Source organism: Acinetobacter sp. ANC 4805 (assembly GCF_022549495.1).
In the GTDB taxonomy this organism is placed as follows: domain Bacteria; phylum Pseudomonadota; class Gammaproteobacteria; order Pseudomonadales; family Moraxellaceae; genus Acinetobacter.
Map to the genome: position 1 here is coordinate 22,406 of NZ_JAKZGD010000006.1, position 19,898 is coordinate 42,303.

Consider the following 19,898-nt stretch of genomic DNA (forward strand, 5'->3'; position numbering starts at 1 on the left):
ACCCTGTTTTAAGATGAAAATGTATAGTCGCGCATATGATTTTTATATTGGCGAGTACGACGTGCCATCGCAGTTTGCTGTAAAATCAATGCCCATAAAGGTGCAACTTTAGGATTGGTTTTCTTACCTGCACTCAGTTTACGCAACTGGAATTTTACTGTTGCCATATTGGCAAGTGAAGCGAGCGTTTTATTTTCCCATGTAATTGCACTTAACGCTGGTGCAGTATCCTGACCTTGTTTCCACTGATTCGGTAAATTGGGATCAATCGCCAAAGCCGTGGCAATTCCAACCATATCGACACCACTTTCAATCACTTGTTCTGCAACCTGTTTGCGACGAATTCCACCTGTTACCATCATTGGCATTTTCGCGACTTTACGAATCTCTTGGGCAAACTCTAAAAAATAGGCTTCTCGTGCTAAGGTTCGTCCATCTCTAGCTTGACCTTGCATTGCAGGTGCTTCATAACTTCCACCTGAAAGCTCAACCAAATCTACAGGTAATTCATTTAACATTTTCACTACTTGTTGGGCATCTTCTGCACTGAATCCGCCACGCTGAAAATCGGCAGAATTTAATTTAACAGCTACCGTAAATTTTGCTGACACTACGGCACGTACCGCTTTTACAATCTCAATCAAAATGCGAGCACGATTTTCTAATGAACCACCCCATTGGTCTTGGCGTTTGTTGCTTAGTGGTGATAAAAACTGACTGAGTAAATAACCATGTGCAGCATGGATTTCAACACCATTAAATCCTGCTTTTTCACCTAAACGAGCGGTATTGGCAAAACGTTGAATGACTTCTTCAATCATCTCTTGTGTCATTTCAATTGGCAGACTGAAACGATCAGATAATTTACCGAGATCTAATGCAACAGCCGATGGTGCCCAAGTTTGTTGTCCTAAATTCGATTGCATTTGTCGACCAGGGTGATTGATCTGCAACCAAACTTGTGCCCCTTTGGAACGTCCAATTTGCGCCCAACGTTTAAATGTGTCCAAATACTTTTCATCTTCCAATACCACGCCACCCGGTCCAGTCATGGCACGACGATCGACCATCACATTTCCAGTAATGATTAAACCAACACCACCATCTGCCCATGCTTGATATAAACGCATCAATGCTTCTGATGGCGCATGGTTTAGATCAGCCATATTTTCTTCCATTGCTGCTTTTGCAATGCGGTTTGGAATACGAGAACCATTTGGGAAAACCAATCTTTCAAACACATTCATTTCTTGTGCCCTCATTTTGTATGGTTTTACTTTAAGATTAAAGTGAACTTTAATGTCAACCTATTTTATTCAAATATTTCTATTTATTATCAATATTAATAAGATGATAGAGCCAATAAACTGGTGCGACCCATTACACAAGAAGAAAATAAAAATATTAAAAACAATAAGTTGAATTATTTTTGCTTTTATTCTTTCCTTGGTATTACTTATATTTAATCACAAAATTTTAGTCATTCTATAACAAAAAAGTGCATGATCAACATGCACTTTTTAGAGCTACAAATTTTTAACCGAGATTTACATAGTTAATCCAACAGCCTTTGCACGCGCTTGATGCAACTTCTTATAGCTATCAATCAAACGTAAATGACGATCAAGCCCCTCAAGTTTCATACTTGTTGGTGTGAGACCATAGAAACGAACATTTCCTTCAACAGACCCAACGACTGCATCCATACGTTCGTTACCAAACATACGACGGAAATTCGTTTCATAATCTTCTAATTCCATCTCATCATCGAGCAATACTTCAAGTACCACGTTCATGCATTGATAAAATAATCCACGTTCAACGGTATTGGTGTTGTATTGTAAGAAGGTTTCAACCAGTTCTTTGGCTTCTTCAAATTGTTCTAATGCAATATAGATCAATAATTTAAGCTCTAGGATGGTCAACTGTCCCCACACAGTATTGTCATCAAATTCAATACCAATCAAGGTCGCGATTTCAGTATAATCATCTAATTCACACTCTTCTAAACGCTCGGCTAAAGCTTCAAGTTGAGTTTGATCTAAGCGATGCAGATTTAAAATATCTTCACGGAATGCCAAAGCTTTATTGGTGTTATCCCAAATTAAATCTTCCACCAAATAAATTTCAGAATAATCTGGAACTAAGATACGACATGCTGTTGCACCTAAATGCTCATAGACAGCCATATATACTTCTTTGCCCATTTCTTCCAAAATGCCAAACAATTCAGCCGCTTCTTCTTCATTTGAGTTTTCACCCTCATTGGTGAAATCCCACTCGACAAAGTCATAATCTGATTTAGCACTAAAGAAACGCCATGAAACTAAGCCACTTGAGTCAATGAAGTGTTCCACAAAATTATTCGGTTCGGTCACTGCTTCACTTTGGAAGGTTGGTTGAGGAAGATCATTTAAACCTTCAAAACTACGCCCTTGTAATAGTTCAGTTAGACTACGTTCCAACGCCACTTCAAAGCTCGGATGTGCGCCAAAAGAAGCAAATACACCGCCTGTACGTGGATTCATCAGTGTCACACACATCACTGGGAAATCACCGCCCAAAGAAGCATCTTTCACTAAAACAGGGAAACCTTGTTCTTCTAAACCTTGGATGCCTGCCACAATACTTGGGTATTTTGCCAGTACTTCTTGAGGAACGTCAGGTAAAGCAATTTCACCCTCTAAAATTTCACGTTTAACAGCACGCTCAAAAATTTCTGATAAACATTGAACTTGGGCTTCAGCCAAAGTATTACCTGCACTCATTCCATTACTCAGGTACAAGTTTTCAATCAGATTCGATGGGAAATACACAACTTCTTTATCTGACTGACGCACAAATGGCAATGAACAAATACCACGCTCTGTATTACCTGAGTTGGTATCATATAAATGCGTACCCAGTAGTTCATTATCTGGGTTGTAAATTTCAAGGCAATACTCATCCAAAATTTCTTTTGGTAATTTACCTTTCGAACCCGGTTTGAACCACTTTTCGTCTGGATAATGTACAAATTCTGCATTGGCAATTTCTTCACCCCAGAACTGATCATTATAGAAAAAGTTACAGTTCAAACGTTCAATGAACTCACCTAAAGCTGATGCTAAAGCACTTTCTTTGGTAGAGCCTTTACCATTAGTAAAGCACATTGGTGATTGTGCATCACGGATATGCAAAGACCAGACATTTGGAACAATATTACGCCAAGATGCAATTTCGATCTTCATCCCTAGATTCGCCAAAATACCAGACATGTTGGCAATGGTTTCTTCTAGTGGTAAATCTTTCCCTGCAATATAAGTGCTGCTTTCTGAAGTCAGACTTGGCATTAACAGTGCTTGTGCATCCGCATCAATACTTTCGACTTCTTCAATAATAAATTCAGGGCCAGTTTGAATTACTTTCTTCACGGTACAACGATCAATCGAACGTAAGATACCTTGACGATCTTTTTCAGAAATGTCAGCAGGTAGTTCAACCTGAATCTTAAAAATCTGTTTGTAACGGTTTTCAGGGTCAACAATATTATTTTGTGATAAACGAATATTATCTGTCGGAATATCACGGGCAGCACAATACACTTTGACGAAGTAAGCTGCACATAATGCCGATGATGCTAAAAAGTAATCAAATGGACCCGGTGCAGAACCATCACCTTTATAACGAATGGGTTGATCAGCGATAACTGTAAAATCATCGAACTTGGCTTCTTGTCGAAGATTGTCGAGATAATTAACCTTGATTTCCATGCTGGCACCTAAATATTCTTATGTGTCAGCACAGACACATAAAATTTCAAATATTGATCAATAACCCGAATCGTGGATAAGAAATTGATTTAAAAAGAGTAGCTAGAGCCATTCATTCATCTGAACAGGAAACTGACTCTAGTCGTGATGGGCGCTATTATAGAAGTATTTTGTGTAATTGATAACTTTTGTCTGTTTTTCTAGTCTATTTATGAGCAATTAAGCATGTAAAAATAACTTAGAAGTTATTTTTACATTTACCACTCTACCATTCACTTGCCATTTTTCTGCGATTTCTTAGTCAGAAAATTAAGTGCTTGAGAATAATGAGTTGGAGTAATTCTTTGCACGACATCTAAAATTTTTGCATCAGTACCAATTAAAATACGTGCTTTATTTTTTCTAACGGCATCTAAAATAATTTTTGCAGCATCTGAAGGTGGTGTTTTTAATACCTTATTGAATGATCGGCTTGCTCGTGCAGGATTCATTCCTAAGGCACGAATACTATCACTCATACGTGCATTATTTGCGATATTAGTACGAATCCCTCCTGGATGAACACAAGTTGCGCTTACGCCATTATTTTGGATATCTAATTCTTGGCGCAAAGCTTCAGTGAAACCACGCACTGCAAACTTAGTCGCATTATAAGCACTTTGGGTAGGTTGCGCAGTGAGACCAAATAAGCTAGAAATATTAATAACATGCCCTTCGCCACTTTGTTTTAAATAAGGTAAAAATTCCTTCGTCCCATATACGACTCCCCAAAAGTTGATATTAAAGATCCACTCCATTTCTTCATAATTCATTCCTTCAACCGTACTCGCTAACGCCACACCTGCATTATTAAAAATCAAATTAATTTTACCGTGATGCGTAAAGCTATCTGCTGCCCATGCACGTATAGCTTCTTGATTAGATACATCTAATTGAGTGAACGTCGCATTCACAGGGTATTGTGCTATGAGAGATCGTGTTTCTACTAAGCCTTGCTCATTCACATCACTTAATGCCAAATGTGTACCTTGTTGTGCGAGAAGAATCGCAAGTTGCTGACCAATACCAGATCCTGCTCCTGTGATTGCAGCAACTTTTTGGTTAAAATTTTTCATGTTATGACTCTATATTTAATTGATAAAAATTGATCGCATTCTGTCTAAATATGGAATACAACGCTTGATCGCCATAGGGTGTGATCATTTGAATATATGCATAGATCAAATCACTTAGAGCAGCATTTGGCTTATCCATAGGGAAATTAGAGGCATACATAATTCGATCAACACCAAACACATTGATTGCGTGTTGAATCATGGGGGTTAATAGATTGACGATTTCTGTAGGGCTTGCAGTGCGGTGCTGTTGATAAAATGTATGCCCTAATACTGGCATCATCAAACCTGAAATTTTGGCATAAACATTTTTCTGCTGTGCCAATAGTCCTAAATCATGTTGCCATTGCTTAAAGATGTCAGTTCGTTGCGCTGAGGTGATTCCTGTTTTCTTACCAACCGAACCAAATAACCCTGCAGGTGTCGCAAGGTGATCTACCACAATACGTGTTTGAGGAAAATTTGCTGCTAAAGCTGTAATTTCAGTTAACTGAGTTGAATAACCCCATGCATCAAAGGACAAATCTAGTTTTGCGACATCCTCAAAACCTTTTAAAAATTTCTTTGACTGATATAAATGAGGTTGATCACACCAACGATAAATTCCTTTATCTTTATGCCAAGACGCCATCTTTCTAATACCCCTAAATAACGGGCTAGCATCTTGATGTGCTTTTAAAATATCTTTAAACCCTTTTTCTCTAGGATCAGCTGTACCTACGATAGCGCCTAAGGTTATGTCATGTTGTTTAAAATTGAGTTGTTTAACCCATTCTGTTTCTTCGACAACACCAAACCCTTTTGCATGATGCCAATTCGCCTCAATATGTACCACGCTATCAATAGAAAAAGGCGCAATGTCTGCACGATAATGTATTGGTAAATAAGGGTTTAAAGCATATTGTGTCAACCCTAAACTATCTAGCAAGGATTTTGGTTTCACAAAACGAACCATTTGGTCCATCACTGCTGGATATTTCCCAAGCAGTTTGACCAATAAAGCCGCCGAATGTGGCGTATGATATGGATCCCATTGATGAATATGTGGATCAATTATAGCGAAATCTAGTTTTTTCATTCTTATACTCGTCCAGAACACATAACAATCACGAATTGAATTTTTAAAATCCTGTGGAATTGTTTTAGCGTACAGAACAATAGACTATGAATAAAATGATTTATTTAAATATCAAACTATGAATTCCATTCATTTATGTTCCACGATAAAGTAGATTGCCAGTCTCAGTAATTATTTAACGATGCAGAGAACACCTCTGTGCCATCGAAATCGAGACAAAAGGGTTTCTATTTTCTGTGTATTTGCATGGCAATCTCGTCAGTTAAATACGCCCAATTTCAAGATATGGAATGAGGGTCGCATCAAAATTTGAACGAGGGTCTCCAGCAAAACTGATAAAACCGTGCATTCCTGTTAAGCATTCGCCTTTATAAAATTGATTGAGTTGATAACGTGGATCTTTATGTGACAGTGTAAAACTCACGACACCAATACCAAATTTTTTTGATATTTTGTGGGCATCTGCGAGCATGCGATGGTGTAAGGCAAGAGATTCTGGATGACACAATAAAGTATGTAAGACATGGTATTTCAAAGAATCACCACGCTTAGGTAATGGCATACTTTTCGTAACCGATGTGCACAAATTATAGATTGGTCTAAATGCACCAATTAAAGGACTGTAATGTAAAATTTTGGTTTGTTTAATGCTATGTTGATCCCACAAACCAAACATCCCAACAAGCTTATTATTTTTAAAATAAAGAATAAAATCAGAAAGTTTGATTCCTGAAAAATAGTGATGTCCTTGTGCTAGTTCTTCAAAATTATATGCAGGAATAAAGTTATAGTGCTTTGACATCTCAGCAATAAAGTCATTCATTGCAGGGATATGTTCAAGTTGAGCAATACAAGATTGAACATGACGAATATCCTGATGATCTTGAGCGGTACGATTTAAGAAAGCTTTGATTTTTCTTTTCGTTCCCAAATGCGTCAAGGTTAAAGTTTCAATCAACCCTTCATCATAATAATCTGGCATACCTGTTTTAGCAGTTTGCATTGCTGCGCGCGCTGCATGGTTATCATCAAAAATAATCATTTGGCTAAAATTAGGCTCATACATACTGATTTTCACATGAGCGCCTAAGACCTTGACCAAAGATTTTCCTCGATAACTTGGATCAACACGTAGATCGCTGGCATACCTCAGATTTTGTATTTGTTTGTTGATATAACATGGACGATGACCATTGCTATAGCAGGCTACCTTTTTCCGCTGTTCGGTATCCTCAATTACAACATGTAATTTATGTCTATATAGGATGTCTGAGGCCTTAAAATAACTCGGCTCACGTTGAAAACTGATTTGGACACCTCGGGTTGTCATCGGAACAGAGATGAGTTCTCTCAATCCCTGATCGTCTTCAAGCACTGCCTCACGTGTAATGAGATTATTTTGGGGTTGTTGCACTGAATCTATTTTCATTGATTATTCACCTATTGATGATGTGGAACAGACACCAAATCGTTTAAATTTCCCATCTGATCGAGTAGCTGATATACAAATACAACTTCATCTTGTTGATTGACGGTTTTTTGAGTCTGCACATCCAATAATTTCTGCTCTGTATTGAGTAAATCGAAGGTTGTTTTGGTACCCAACTCAAATTCTTTACGGGTATATACAAATGCGATTGAAGCGGCATCAATTGCATTTTGCAGCGCATCTTTATTTTGACGAATGGTTTGAAGTTGTGCGTAAGTGGTACGGATACGCTGATTTAGATCTAATTCCAAACTTTTAATTTTTTGATTTGCAAGTTCAATATCAACTTGGGCTTTATTGATATTTGCACGATTAAGTCCATCATCATATAGCGGTACATTTAACTGAACACCGACCATATAATTATTACTTTCCGAGCCAATATTGGTTGCTGCATGTTGAGTACCAAGCTTACTGGTGAGCATCACCGTCGGCCACAGTTCCCTTTTGGTTAAAGCATATTGCTTTTCTGCCGCTTGCTTTTCATATTTCGCTTGTATCAAAGCAGGATGGTTCTTGGTTTTCGATAGAATGTCATCCACGTTATTGGCGATGCTTGGCAATTGATTTATTGCGACCAAATTATCAGCTGTTACCCCAGTGATTTGATAAAATTGTGCTTCACTAATGGTCAGATTAGATTGAGCTTGAGTAATATCTGCTTGCCCCTGAGCAACTTGAGCCAGAACTTGAGCTAAGTCTGCTCTTGTAATCATGCCGACATCAAACCGCCGTTGTGATTCATACAAAGAACGCTGAAGATTAGACATGGTTTTCTTTCTGAGTTCTAAAATAGCTGTCTTTTTAAGCACATCGGTATAGACCATCACCGTATTCAATATGGTTTCAGACCGCTGATCTGATAAGGCTTCATGACGGGCTGAAAGCTGATTCTTCGCAACTTCGATTCCCAAACTATGCCGACCAGAGGTGTAAATTGGATAATCTAACTGTAGTTGCAAACTACGCCCCCTGCGATTTCCTTCTGTTGGAAACATCACATTGGTTGGCGTTTCTATTTTTTCATAGTCTAATTGCCCAACGAAATTGACTTTAAGTCCATCTCGTTGGGTTGCTTGACCAAGTACCGCCGTAGATTGACGAACACTGAGGCGACTCAGTTCTAATTGGCTTTCATGCTTCAAACTTGCAGAAAATGCATCATCTAAAGTCATTGCTTCGACTGAACTCGTAGCAAATAAGACACTTAAATACATTAAATATGGGTACTTGCATGCTTGCCTTTTAAATTGATTGATCCCTCTATTCATAGTCGTTCCAAACTATTTAAAGTAATTTTCTTTAACGGTTCAGGTTTAATATTTCCCTCAATTAGCCCATCAGACATCACCAATTTTTTATAAGCAGCCCAACCATTATCTGCCTTACGAATTTGCGGTTGGTCGAGTTGACCTAAATTACGCGCTAATTCGTAATGGAAGTTTTGACGCAAAATACTGTCAATATATTCATGATCAACTGAGTGATGAATATTTCCTTCAAACAGTACACAATAAAATGGTTTCGCCTGTTGCTGCGTATCTATCGCAAGCAATGAAATCGCTTTGGAATCGGTTTCATTTAAATGAGACAATAATTGTTGGGCTGTCTCAGGAGCGAGTTTCTCACCCACTAAATCCACACCAAAACGACGACCCTGAAATTCAAAACAAGGTATTTGTTCCAAGAAACCTGTAACCAATAAGCAATCATCTAAACAGTAGCGTAGTAAGCCATTGCCTGAGGTAATAATTGGACTAACCACATCACCCAGCTTGAGTTCCCAAGAAGGGATTATTTTTCCTTGCTGTTCGCCCTCTAAATATTCAAATTCATAAAAATGGCTTTGATATGCCAGTGGATACTGATCGTTATAAGGAATCGTCACAACCCCTTCGGTTGCCCATAACCCCTTACCTTCAAATTGTACAAAGGGTAATCGCTGTTGCAATTTCTCAGCCCAAGCTTTTGATCCTGCGGTGTCCCAACTCGATAACAAACTCAGTTTTGGCCATAATTTTTGAAAATCAATTTGATGATCGTGTGTCGCGGTCATTAAACGCTTTGCACTTTTCGGGCTAAATGGTGCTTTAACTTGCTCTAAACATGCTTGACGTTCTCCCCATGAACCACTATCAAGTACTTCTATAATTTCATCTTGCATTACCTCTAAACGATCGAGTAATTGCAATGCAAACGTTGGGCTCCAAACAGAAATCATGGCTAAATTATGGTTTGCAACCAAATAACATAAGGTCGCAAACAAGGCATCATCCGCATTTGCTGCAAATGCCACATTACTGGGAACAGCCTGAGTAAATTTAGATAAAAGACGTTTTCCGACACTTAATAAAGCACTGTCATCATTGAGATTTTTATCTTTTAATACCTCACGTTGGCTTTCAGGCAACCATGAAACTGACCAATAATGTGTACCCCATTGTAACTGAGGGCATTTACGATACATGCTTGCCAACCACGGTGCGATCGCATGATCAAGCTCATCTAAAAACAATTGGGTATAAGGAATAAACTTAATTTGTTCACTCGAACCACTGGTCGGTTGAAAACGAATGAGCTTACTGGTTGAAAGTGATAATTTCTGCTCACGATATTGATTAATCTCCTCTCGCCATGCGCTATAACGAGAGGATTTAAAAGATTTTATGAATTGTTCATAAGTCGTGGCATCTTTTTTCCGTGCAAGGTTGGACGTTTGCAAAATTGAGTGCAATATTTGACGTTGAGATGCTTCTAAATTGTTGGCATTCTTTTTAAAGTCTTTATTCGCCGAATCACACCATTGTTTCAAGATCATATGTGATCCAGAGGTGAGCCATTCTGTATATTTCATTTTGAGATACTCTTGCTCAGTTTAGATGTTGTAAGAATTGCCTCGTGTTTTCCCTTACTGGTTGGTTTGGTAATGAATCTTGCTGGAAAACGAGCTAAGTCTTTCCAACTTAATCGACCGATGCATGGTAATTCTGTGCCTGTTGTCCAAGTCGGGTTTTTTTGTTCAAAAAAATGTATTTTAGGATTTGTTATTCTCATTTCTTCGGTAATGGGCGCAACTTCATTTTTTAAAGGCTGATAGTCATCACCAAAATTCAATAATCCAACTTCTTTGTCATAATATTCACCAAAGAAATTTTCACAGTAATGTTCGACAACTGTCGATAGGTGTTCATTATTACCCTGCATATTTGGGTAATAGGCATAATAATTATTGGCTAATAATAAATATGTTTTATAGCCTTTTGAAATCAGCAGCCAATAAAACTCATTAAAAGGATATCTCACTCTCAGTTTTATAATCAGCTTTAGCATAGTACTTTGCAGTGTTCGAGTTCCCCAAAACTCCTTCAGAATAACCGTATCTCCACTAAACAAAACGGTATAGTCTTTGCCATTTAAGTAAAAATGTTGAACAGCAACTGTAGAAAAACCAACAACTTCATGTGTTTCTGAGTTAAAAATTAACATCGCCCCACTTTTCTTTTTGAAATCATCTGAAAAAATTTCAAACTGGGTATTCTCATAATATTGTTCATAAATTGAATACATTGCTTGCAGTTGATCAATGCCTATTTTCTCTCGCTCAATATATTGACCATAAGTTGTTTCCTTATTGTTGAATATTGAGATGATCTTAGCCGTTGTATTAATCATAAATTAGTCCTTTAAATTTTGAATATGAAAATCTCTATCTCATAAAGAAATATAAAATTCATATTATTTTTTTAGGGAAACATATTTTTATATGTCCCATTTTATTTTTAAATCATTGAAAAATGATTTTACCCTCTAGTCTTATGTATCTATATATTCATTTTTTTCGCCCTATCCATAAAAATTGTAAGAAATGCAGCCGTGATCATGATGATTGAGAGCATACGCAACAAATCATTAAAGCTCGATGTAAGTGCTTGATAATGAATATCTCTGTAAATAACACTGAGTGCGATTTGCTGCGCATCTGATCCAATATCTTGATATTGTGCTGTGAGTTGATTGAGTCGTTCTATAAACACCCAGTTCTGCGGTGTCATATATTGATTGAGTTGGGTGACATGTATAGCAGTCAGCCAATCTAATGATGAATTAATAAGTGCTAAGCCAACTGCACCGCCGATATTACGCATGAGGTTATAAATACCACTGGCATCTGCGACTTTAGACAGCGGTAATGTACTCATGGCTAAATGTGATACAACAATTAGACAAATCATGAGCCCAATACCACGATAAACTTGTGGCCAAAACATAAAGTCGTAATCACTATGGATACTTAAATGTGAGTTTAACCAGACTCCAAAACTTGCTAAAAGCATTCCAATAAATACTGTTTTTCGAGTATCAAAATTTGGAATTAACCATGCCAATAATGGTGCAAAGAAGAACATCACAATTCCTGTGACCATCATAATATGACCGATCTGGCTACTATTCATTTCTCGGACTTGTCCAAGAAATACAGGGATCATGTAGCCTAATCCATACAATGCCATGCCAATCACAAAGGTAATGATTGCACTTAAAGTAAAGTTTTTGTTTTTAAAAACACTTAAATCTAATAATGGTTTTGGTTGAGTAAAACTGCGTGAGAAGAAAATAAAAGCACCAATCACGCAAATGATAAATGCAAACCGAACTCCCGTATCCACAAACCAATCATGACGAGCACCTTCATCAAGGAAATATTCAAGCCCGCCTAAAAACATTGCCATACCAATGAGGGCGAGCCAATCCATCGTCTTGATCAAAGCATGATTTGCTTTATCAATATCTGGCCCTGAAAAAATAATCGTCGCAATAATAATTCCTGGAATAATATTAATCAGGAACATCCAATGCCATGAGAAATTATTGGTCAGCCATCCGCCGATGGTTGGACCAATCGCTGGACCTAACGTACTGACCATGCCGAAAACAACCAATGGTAATGAGCGCTTAACTTCTGGAAAAAGTAAAAATAAGGCAGTCATAGAAGTCGGAATCATACCGCCGCCCATAAACCCTTGTATCGCTCGAAAGACCAATAGGCTTTCTAAGTTCCAAGCTAATGCACAAAGTAATGAACTGATCGTAAAACCAATCGCGCAAAGTGTGTAATAAATCCGTGTAGATAAAATTCGAGAGACAATACTCGACATTGGAATCGCAATAATTTCAGCAATCAAATAGACCGTTTGTACCCATGTCACCTCATAGCGACTGGCACTCATACCTGCTTGAACTTCATTCAACGAGCTTGCAACAATTTGTATGTCAAGAATTGCCATGAAATTGCCAAAGATCATCGCAATAAAGATAATCCATGCAATTTTGGGTGCAAATTCCCATTCACCGTTTAAATGCTTATCCATTTTTTATACCTAAATGACTTTCTTATTAAGTTCTTAAGTCAACTGTCGCCTTGACCGACATTCCAGGTTTTATCAGCTCGATATGAGGGGTTGAATCAATTGAAATACGCACAGGGATACGTTGCACAACTTTATTAAAATTACCTGTTGCATTATCTGGTGGCATAAGCGAGAACGTTGCACCTGATGCAGGAGAAAAACTTTCAATTTTTCCTGTGTAACTTAGGCTTGGATAAGCATCAATTTTGAGATTAACCTTTTGACCGATATGCATTTTTTCAATTTGTGTTTCCTTGAAATTTGCCTGAACATATAAGCTCTTTTCAGGGATAATTGCCATTAAACGTGTTTGGGGTGAAACACGCGAACCTTTTTGTATCGCAAGGCTGCCCACTTTACCTGACACTGGGCTGATGATTTTTGCTGAGCTTAAATCAATTTGATAAAGATCAGAGGTTGCATGTGCGCTCTGAATATCTGCTAAAAGTTGTGCTCGGCTTGCCTGCAAACTTCCTAATTGCGCTTCAGCCGAATGAACTGTTGCTTGTGCCTTACTTAATTGCGCTTGTGCTGCTAAATATTGAGATTGAATGCCCTCAAAATTTTGTCGAGTAATCACCCCATCTTTTAATAAATCTTGATAACGGGAAAAGTCCTTTTTTAAACGAGATAAATCTGCTTCAGCAGCAAGGACACCACTATTTGCTTCGGCAATCGTTGAATGCGCGGACTTTTCATTCTGTTGCTGCACACCAAGTGCAGCTTCTTTTAAGCTTACAACTGAGCGAGCTTGATCATAACGAGCTTGATAATCTCGATGATCTAAAATAGCCAAAGGCTCGCCCTTTTTTACAACTTGATTATCACTAATAATAAGCTCAAGTACTTCCCCTGAAACTTTAGGCATTACCCAAGTGACATCAGCTTGAACATACGCATTATCAGTTGATTGATAAAATCGAAATACTAAAAAATAATATATTAACCCTGCTATCAGGCTTAAACTAAGTAAGCTAAAAACAATCCAAGTTACTTTTTTCCGTTTTTGGAAATTAACATCCGTTTCTACCTGAACCAAGGTATCCATATACAAATCCATGTGCTTGTAATGTAAGGTTTTTATTTTAACCCAAGTCAAATATGGGCAATCACTCTTATAACATTCATTTAGCCAAACTAAACAAAGTGCTATAAATATCAAATTGATGTAAATTATCGTTCTTGATGTAATAAAATGTCATTGACCTTTATTTCAGTGAACAAGTGTATTTGTGCCAATAATATTTGTCAAAAAAAATATGATGAAAGCCAATATTTTCATGCTTATAATAATTTGAAGTGTACTTAAAATCTCAATACACCCTTGATATTAATAGATAAACTTAATAAATATCAGCTCTTAATGATATAGATCATGTTTTATTAGATTGATCTTTTTATCTGTCAAAAAATTAGAATTTTTGAATATCAGATGGTTATAAAAATGTAACTATTCGGGAAAAGTTGATATTTCAATCTTTAATTTATGCCTTAATTGCTTAAGTTGTCGTTTAGCTGACAGATTCTTGTATACGAATTACCTAAAGTACTCTGTACACAAGGAATGTATAAGATGACTAAGGTCAGCGTTGCTTAAATATTAATCTTCTTAAAAAAATAATTTTTTATCAAAAGGAATGAACGGTTATGGATTCAGGATTGATCACACTTTTCTTGCCTATGGCTTTGGCGATTGTCATGGCTGGTATGGGGCTAGAATTAACGTTAAAAGACTTCGCACGTGTCAGTAAACATCCCAAAGCAGTTTTGATCGCTTTATTTTGCCAATTGATTTTATTAGTAGGCATTGCTTTTATAATTTGTAAAATATTTGCACTACCGCCACTTCTAGCGGTTGGTTTAATGCTCTTGGCAGCCTCGCCTGGAGGAACAACCGCGAACCTTTTTAGCTATTTATATAAAGGTGATATTGCGCTCAATATTACTTTAACAGCAATCAATGCAATTGTTGCAGCAGTGTTCCTTCCCTTTATCGTGAATTTTTCAATTTTGCATTTTATGAATGAAGGTCAGCACGTCGGTCTACAATTTACAAAGGTTCTACAAGTTTTTCTCATTATTTTAGTACCTGTCTGTATTGGCATGCTGATTCGTCACTATACCCCACACATTGCAGAGAAGCTAAATCGCCCTGTTCGAATTTTTGCAATAGTTTTTCTACTGATTATTATTCTTGGGGCAATTTTTAAAGAACGAAATAACCTGATCGAATATATTGGACAAATTGGATTTGCAACAGCACTATTCTGTGCAATTAGCCTACTTATTGGTTACTTTGTGCCACGCATGTTGGGAATTAATTCTTATCAAGCCAGAGCATGTGCTTTCGAAATTGGTATTCATAACAGTACTTTGGCGATGACCATCGCACTAACCATTATGGCAAGTACAACTATTGCCATGCCAGCCGCAGTCTATTCTATTTTTATGTATGTATTTGCTACGATCTTTGGGATATTCATTACGAAATATGCAGCTCAAGACAGCGTAAAAGCATAAGCAATAAATAATTTTAAAGATTAAAAAGCGTATAACATTTATACGCTTTTTTGATTATATGGTCTTACTTACTTGTTCAAATAACATGGTTTTGAGTTCTAATCCCGACCATGCTTTTAGCTCTGATGTTGATTCAGCCTGTTTGACCAGTTGAATCAATTTTTCATTAATTGGCGCAATGAGTTTGAGCTGTTTTGCTAAATTTACAACTTCGCCATTAATCCAATCAATTTCTGTTTTTCTTCCAGAACTTAAATCATCTGCCATTGAAGATCGTGCAAGTGGATCAATGGCTAACATTTTTTGACTGACAATCTTAAAAACCGTATTCGGTAATTTCAATATTGTAGGGATAAATTGTGCTGGAATTGGAGTAAGTTGTGCTGGTTTAATTTTTGCTATTTTAAGTAAGTTCAATGCTTCCAATTGAGCAATTGCTAAACACTGGCGATATTCACGAATAGACAATTGTTGTTTCAATGGAAGTTGTGACAGCGCATTTATCGAATTATTTAAGTTAAGTAAGAGTTTCGCCCATTGAATAGCCTGCATATCTGATTCTAGTTTGATTTCGAGATTTGCCTTTTGAAATGCGTTGGCTAATTCTATGAGTCCATCATGCTTCTTTACATACAATGCCCCATCTGTACCTTGATGAAATATGCCATTTCCCAAAGCCACTACATTGAAAGGCACCATGCCTTCAAGAAGAATATGATCGGTTAGAATCTGCTTTAAGATTCCTACATTGCTTAAGCCATTTTGGAAACTAATAATGATGGTCTTTTTCTTTAAAATATCCTTTAACTCACCAGCGACTTGTTCAGTAGATGCAGATTTAACACATACTAAAATAATATCTGCTTGAGCTGCAATTTGAGGATCATCTGTTATTTGGAGTCTATTTGCAGCTATGGTTTGCTTAAACCCTTGATAGTCTGAAACTGTTAAACCATATGTTTGCAGTTGCTGTTGAATTTTTGGACGAACAATAAAATTTATATCATAGCCCGCAGCAGCCAACCTACCACCAAGATAACATCCGATACTGCCAGCACCATAAATACAGATTTTCATTCACTTACTCAGGCTTTTAGATGGAAATTTTTAGTATTTTAAAAACTATACCGAAAATCTGTAGGTGAATTTGTCGTTTAGCTGACAAATATTCATGTCGCTAAATCGCAACAGCAATATCAACCCTTTTCAGAGCCGAACAGATAAGAACCATTGTTAGAAAAGCTTCAACTTTATTGACATATACTCATGATATTAAAACGAGTTTTATGGTTTTAGATAACGAGATATATCTTGAAATTCAGACTCTAACGTTTGAACCGCATGCTGTTCCATCGCCCTAAATTTTTTTAATATCATTTGTCCAAACTCTGTCACTACAGCACCACCACCATGCGTTCCACCTGTTTGAGTCTCAACAAGATGAGAATGAAAACATTGATTCATGGTATCCACCAGTTGCCAAGCACGACGATAACTCATCTCCATTGATTTCGCGGCTTGGGAAATGGAGCCTGTACGTTGAATTGCTTCAAGTAACTCAGCTTTACCTGGACCAAAAGCAATTTGCTCTTCGGCTAAGATTCGGACATGTAATTTTAAACGTGGTTTTGACATCAACTTATACTCAAAGATTTGATGATGCGGTACACATCATCAAATCCAAACATTAACAATTAAAAATGAATCACTGTACGGATCGATTTACCTTCGTGCATTAGATCAAAAGCGTCATTAATGTCTTCTAGCGGCATGGTATGCGTCACAAATGGCGCAAGTTGAATTTCACCTTTCATCGCATCTTCAACCATTTTGGGTAATTGTGAACGCCCTTTTACCCCACCAAAAGCAGTTCCCATCCATTTACGACCTGTCACCAACTGGAATGGGCGAGTTGAAATTTCTTGCCCTGCACCAGCAACGCCAATAATCACTGATTGTCCCCAACCACGATGTGCGCATTCTAATGCTGAGCGCATGACATTGGTATTTCCAATACATTCAAAGGAATGATCAACGCCCCAACCTGTCATTTCAACAATCACTTGCTGAATTGGCTGCTCATAATCTTTTGGATTCAAGCAATCAGTTGCACCAAATTGTTTTGCCAATTCAAATTTCTCAGGGTTGGTATCAACGACAATAATACGTCCAGCTTTGGCTTGACGTGCGCCTTGTACCACAGCAAGACCAATACCACCCAAACCAAATACCGCAACACTATCACCCGCTTGAACTTTCGCCGTGTTATGTACTGCACCAATACCAGTCGTTACACCACAACCTAGCAAACAAACTTGTTCAGGATTTGCTTCGGGATTAATTTTTGCTAAAGATACTTCAGCAACAACGGTATATTCACTAAAGGTTGAACAGCCCATATAGTGATAAACAGGTTGACCATTGTAAGAGAAGCGCGTTGTACCATCAGGCATCACGCCTTTACCTTGAGTCGCACGAACTGCAACACACAAATTGGTTTTACCCGATTTACAAAATAAACATTCTTTACACTCTGCGGTATAGAGTGGGATGACATGATCACCCACTGCAACACTCGTAACGCCTTCACCTACTTGAACAACGATACCAGCCCCTTCATGACCTAAAACTGCGGGGAAAACACTTTCAGGATCATCACCAGATAAAGTAAATGCATCGGTATGGCACACACCTGTATGGGTAATTTTAATCAGTACCTCACCTGCTTTAGGTGCTTCAACATCAAGTTCTACGATTTGCAATGGCTGACCTGCGGCAAAAGCAACGGCTGCACGAGATTTCATACCTTTATCCTTTATAGTCGATGTAATGTTTTATGTTTATGTAACAGTTAACTGATTTTATGCTGATATTCAACATCTTCAAGTACATGTAGTGCTATCTTTACACAAGTAGACAACATTTCACGATAAAAATGATAAAGAATCTATACCACCTTAAAAGTATAACGATTGTTATGGTACTAGGGCTGAGTGCTTGTGCTTTGCCACCTAATCAAAACCATGATCGGAGTGACCCTTTGCCAATAAAAACAAAGTGGATGAATGATCCCCAAGCTGATCTTAATATTAAACAAGGTCTGACTGCTTTTTTAGCATTAGATGATGCGTTTCTCAGTATTGCATCTCGTATTCACTTGATTCGAAATGCAAAATATCAGGTTGATTTACAATATTATATTTGGAAAGACGATGCGATTGGCAATCTCATGTTGCATGAGTTGCTGAATGCTGCCGACAGAGGCGTAAAAATTCGATTATTAATTGATGATCAAAATGGCATAAAACTAGATAAAACTTTGAGGGCACTCTCACAGCATCCAAACTTTGAAATTAGGATTTTTAATCCCTATAAATTTAGACATTTAAGAGTGATTGATTATCTATTCCGATTAAATAAAATTAATCATCGTATGCACAATAAATTGGTGATCGCAGACGATGCGATTGCAATTACAGGTGGTCGCAATATCAGTAGTGAGTATTTTGAAGCCAGTAACTATTTTCAATTTAGTGATATGGATATTTTATTCTATGGCAGCGCAGTTGATCATGCAGAACAAAGTTTTAAAGAGTTTTGGGATAATGATTTAAGTTATTCAACCACACAATTGATCGGTACTGGGCAACCTCAGCAGCTTGAGCAACTTAGACAAAAATTTGAACAACTTGATCAGACCAATACTTGGACAGAAAATAAGCTTGAATCTGCACAAAACTTTTTAAAAGAACGCCTTCAACATTACCCTATTCAATGGGCAAAGGCACATTTTGTTGCCGATCATCCCAATAAAATTTTAGGTCAGGCAAAAGATCAAGAACTGATTTCGTTTCAAATGCTCAAAATCCTAGGTAAACCTGAACAACATATGGAACTGGTTTCTGCTTATTTTGTTCCAACACAACGTGGAACAGAATATTTAAGCCAACTTTCGAATAATGGAATTAAAGTTCGTGTATTAACTAACAGTTTAGTTGCAAATGATGTGGCCGTTGTTCATTCGTTTTATAGTAAATATCGTAAACCACTCTTGCAAAATGGAGTTCAACTTTACGAATTTAAACCCAATATTGAACGAACAAAGCGAACATGGTACGAAATCGCAACAGGTAGTGTGATCCCCGTAAAAGGTAAAAATCGTTCGAGTTTGCATGCTAAGTTTTTTGATGTAGATGGTAAGGTTTTTATTGGTTCATTTAATTTTGACCCAAGATCAGCTTATTTAAACACCGAAGTCGGTTTAGTGGTTGAATCTGATCAGCTACAAAATCAAATTACAGCATTACTTGATCAACACTTACTTCAAGTTGCTTATCAACTTAAACTTGACTCAAATGGCAATATCGTTTGGTATGAACATAAACAAAATGGCGAAATCGTAAAACATTACCGTGATCCTGAAAGCACTAATTTTCAAAGATTTAGTACCAAGTTTGTTTCCTATTTTCCAATTGAATGGATGATGTAAGATGTTAATCAATCTATTCTGATTGACTAAATTGACAAATTATTAAC

The 19,898-nt window shown here is 37.3% G+C and carries 15 protein-coding genes; 2 read left to right on the forward strand and 13 right to left on the reverse strand.

Going from position 1 to position 19,898, the window contains the following annotated elements; all coding sequences use genetic code 11:
- Nucleotides 1-8: 8 nt before the first annotated feature.
- The 10 genes from MMP60_RS09290 to MMP60_RS09335 form a co-directional block, all read right to left on the reverse strand.
- The gene (locus tag MMP60_RS09290; protein WP_241336004.1) at nt 9-1,247 is read right to left on the reverse strand and encodes an NADH:flavin oxidoreductase/NADH oxidase family protein; all 1,239 of its coding nucleotides are present in this window, start codon (nt 1,245-1,247) and stop codon (nt 9-11) included.
- 300 nt (nt 1,248-1,547) lie between these two features.
- The gene (locus MMP60_RS09295; RefSeq protein ID WP_241336005.1) at nt 1,548-3,752 is read right to left on the reverse strand and encodes an OsmC domain/YcaO domain-containing protein; all 2,205 of its coding nucleotides are present in this window, start codon (nt 3,750-3,752) and stop codon (nt 1,548-1,550) included.
- Nucleotides 3,753-4,024: 272 nt separating this feature from the next.
- Nucleotides 4,025-4,867 carry an SDR family NAD(P)-dependent oxidoreductase gene (locus MMP60_RS09300; RefSeq protein WP_241336006.1) on the reverse strand — a complete coding sequence of 281 codons (843 nt, stop codon included), beginning with the start codon at nt 4,865-4,867 and terminating at the stop codon, nt 4,025-4,027.
- Nucleotide 4,868: 1 nt separating this feature from the next.
- Complete coding sequence (locus tag MMP60_RS09305; RefSeq protein ID WP_241336007.1) at nt 4,869-5,945, reverse strand: amidohydrolase family protein; 1,077 nt, start codon at nt 5,943-5,945, stop codon at nt 4,869-4,871.
- 262 nt (nt 5,946-6,207) lie between these two features.
- On the reverse strand, nt 6,208-7,374 hold the full coding sequence (locus tag MMP60_RS09310) for a hypothetical protein (protein ID WP_241336008.1): 1,167 nt from the start codon (nt 7,372-7,374) through the stop codon (nt 6,208-6,210).
- An 11-nt stretch (nt 7,375-7,385) separates the two neighbouring features.
- A complete protein-coding gene (locus MMP60_RS09315; RefSeq protein WP_241336009.1) occupies nt 7,386-8,705 on the reverse strand; it encodes a TolC family protein in 1,320 nt (439 codons plus the stop codon).
- Complete coding sequence (locus tag MMP60_RS09320; RefSeq protein ID WP_241336010.1) at nt 8,702-10,288, reverse strand: GH3 auxin-responsive promoter family protein; 1,587 nt, start codon at nt 10,286-10,288, stop codon at nt 8,702-8,704. Before MMP60_RS09320 ends, MMP60_RS09315 begins: the two co-directional genes overlap by 4 nt.
- The gene (locus MMP60_RS09325) at nt 10,285-11,106 is read right to left on the reverse strand and encodes a hypothetical protein (RefSeq protein WP_241336011.1); all 822 of its coding nucleotides are present in this window, start codon (nt 11,104-11,106) and stop codon (nt 10,285-10,287) included. The genes MMP60_RS09320 and MMP60_RS09325 overlap by 4 nt, the downstream gene beginning before the upstream one ends.
- Nucleotides 11,107-11,255: 149 nt before the next feature.
- Nucleotides 11,256-12,803 (reverse strand): DHA2 family efflux MFS transporter permease subunit, encoded by a 1,548-nt coding sequence (locus MMP60_RS09330; RefSeq protein WP_241336012.1) that lies wholly within the window; start codon nt 12,801-12,803, stop codon nt 11,256-11,258.
- A 25-nt stretch (nt 12,804-12,828) separates the two neighbouring features.
- On the reverse strand, nt 12,829-13,890 hold the full coding sequence (locus MMP60_RS09335; RefSeq protein ID WP_241336013.1) for an HlyD family secretion protein: 1,062 nt from the start codon (nt 13,888-13,890) through the stop codon (nt 12,829-12,831).
- 599 nt (nt 13,891-14,489) lie between these two features.
- Between MMP60_RS09335 and MMP60_RS09340 the strand changes: the two genes are divergently transcribed.
- Nucleotides 14,490-15,362 (forward strand): bile acid:sodium symporter family protein, encoded by an 873-nt coding sequence (locus MMP60_RS09340; protein ID WP_241336014.1) that lies wholly within the window; start codon nt 14,490-14,492, stop codon nt 15,360-15,362.
- 54 nt (nt 15,363-15,416) lie between these two features.
- Here the strand turns inward: MMP60_RS09340 and MMP60_RS09345 are convergent, their stop codons facing one another.
- The 3 genes from MMP60_RS09345 to MMP60_RS09355 form a co-directional block, all read right to left on the reverse strand.
- The gene (locus tag MMP60_RS09345; protein ID WP_241336015.1) at nt 15,417-16,439 is read right to left on the reverse strand and encodes a 2-dehydropantoate 2-reductase; all 1,023 of its coding nucleotides are present in this window, start codon (nt 16,437-16,439) and stop codon (nt 15,417-15,419) included.
- A 207-nt stretch (nt 16,440-16,646) separates the two neighbouring features.
- A complete protein-coding gene (locus MMP60_RS09350) occupies nt 16,647-16,997 on the reverse strand; it encodes a LysR family transcriptional regulator (RefSeq protein WP_241336016.1) in 351 nt (116 codons plus the stop codon).
- A gap of 59 nt (nt 16,998-17,056) precedes the next feature.
- Entirely contained in the window at nt 17,057-18,166 is a 1,110-nt protein-coding gene (locus tag MMP60_RS09355; protein WP_241336017.1) for an S-(hydroxymethyl)glutathione dehydrogenase/class III alcohol dehydrogenase, read from the reverse strand.
- 173 nt (nt 18,167-18,339) lie between these two features.
- Between MMP60_RS09355 and MMP60_RS09360 the strand changes: the two genes are divergently transcribed.
- Nucleotides 18,340-19,851: a phospholipase D family protein gene (locus tag MMP60_RS09360; RefSeq protein ID WP_241336018.1), complete on the forward strand. Its 1,512-nt coding sequence runs from the start codon at nt 18,340-18,342 to the stop codon at nt 19,849-19,851.
- Nucleotides 19,852-19,898 lie beyond the last annotated feature (47 nt).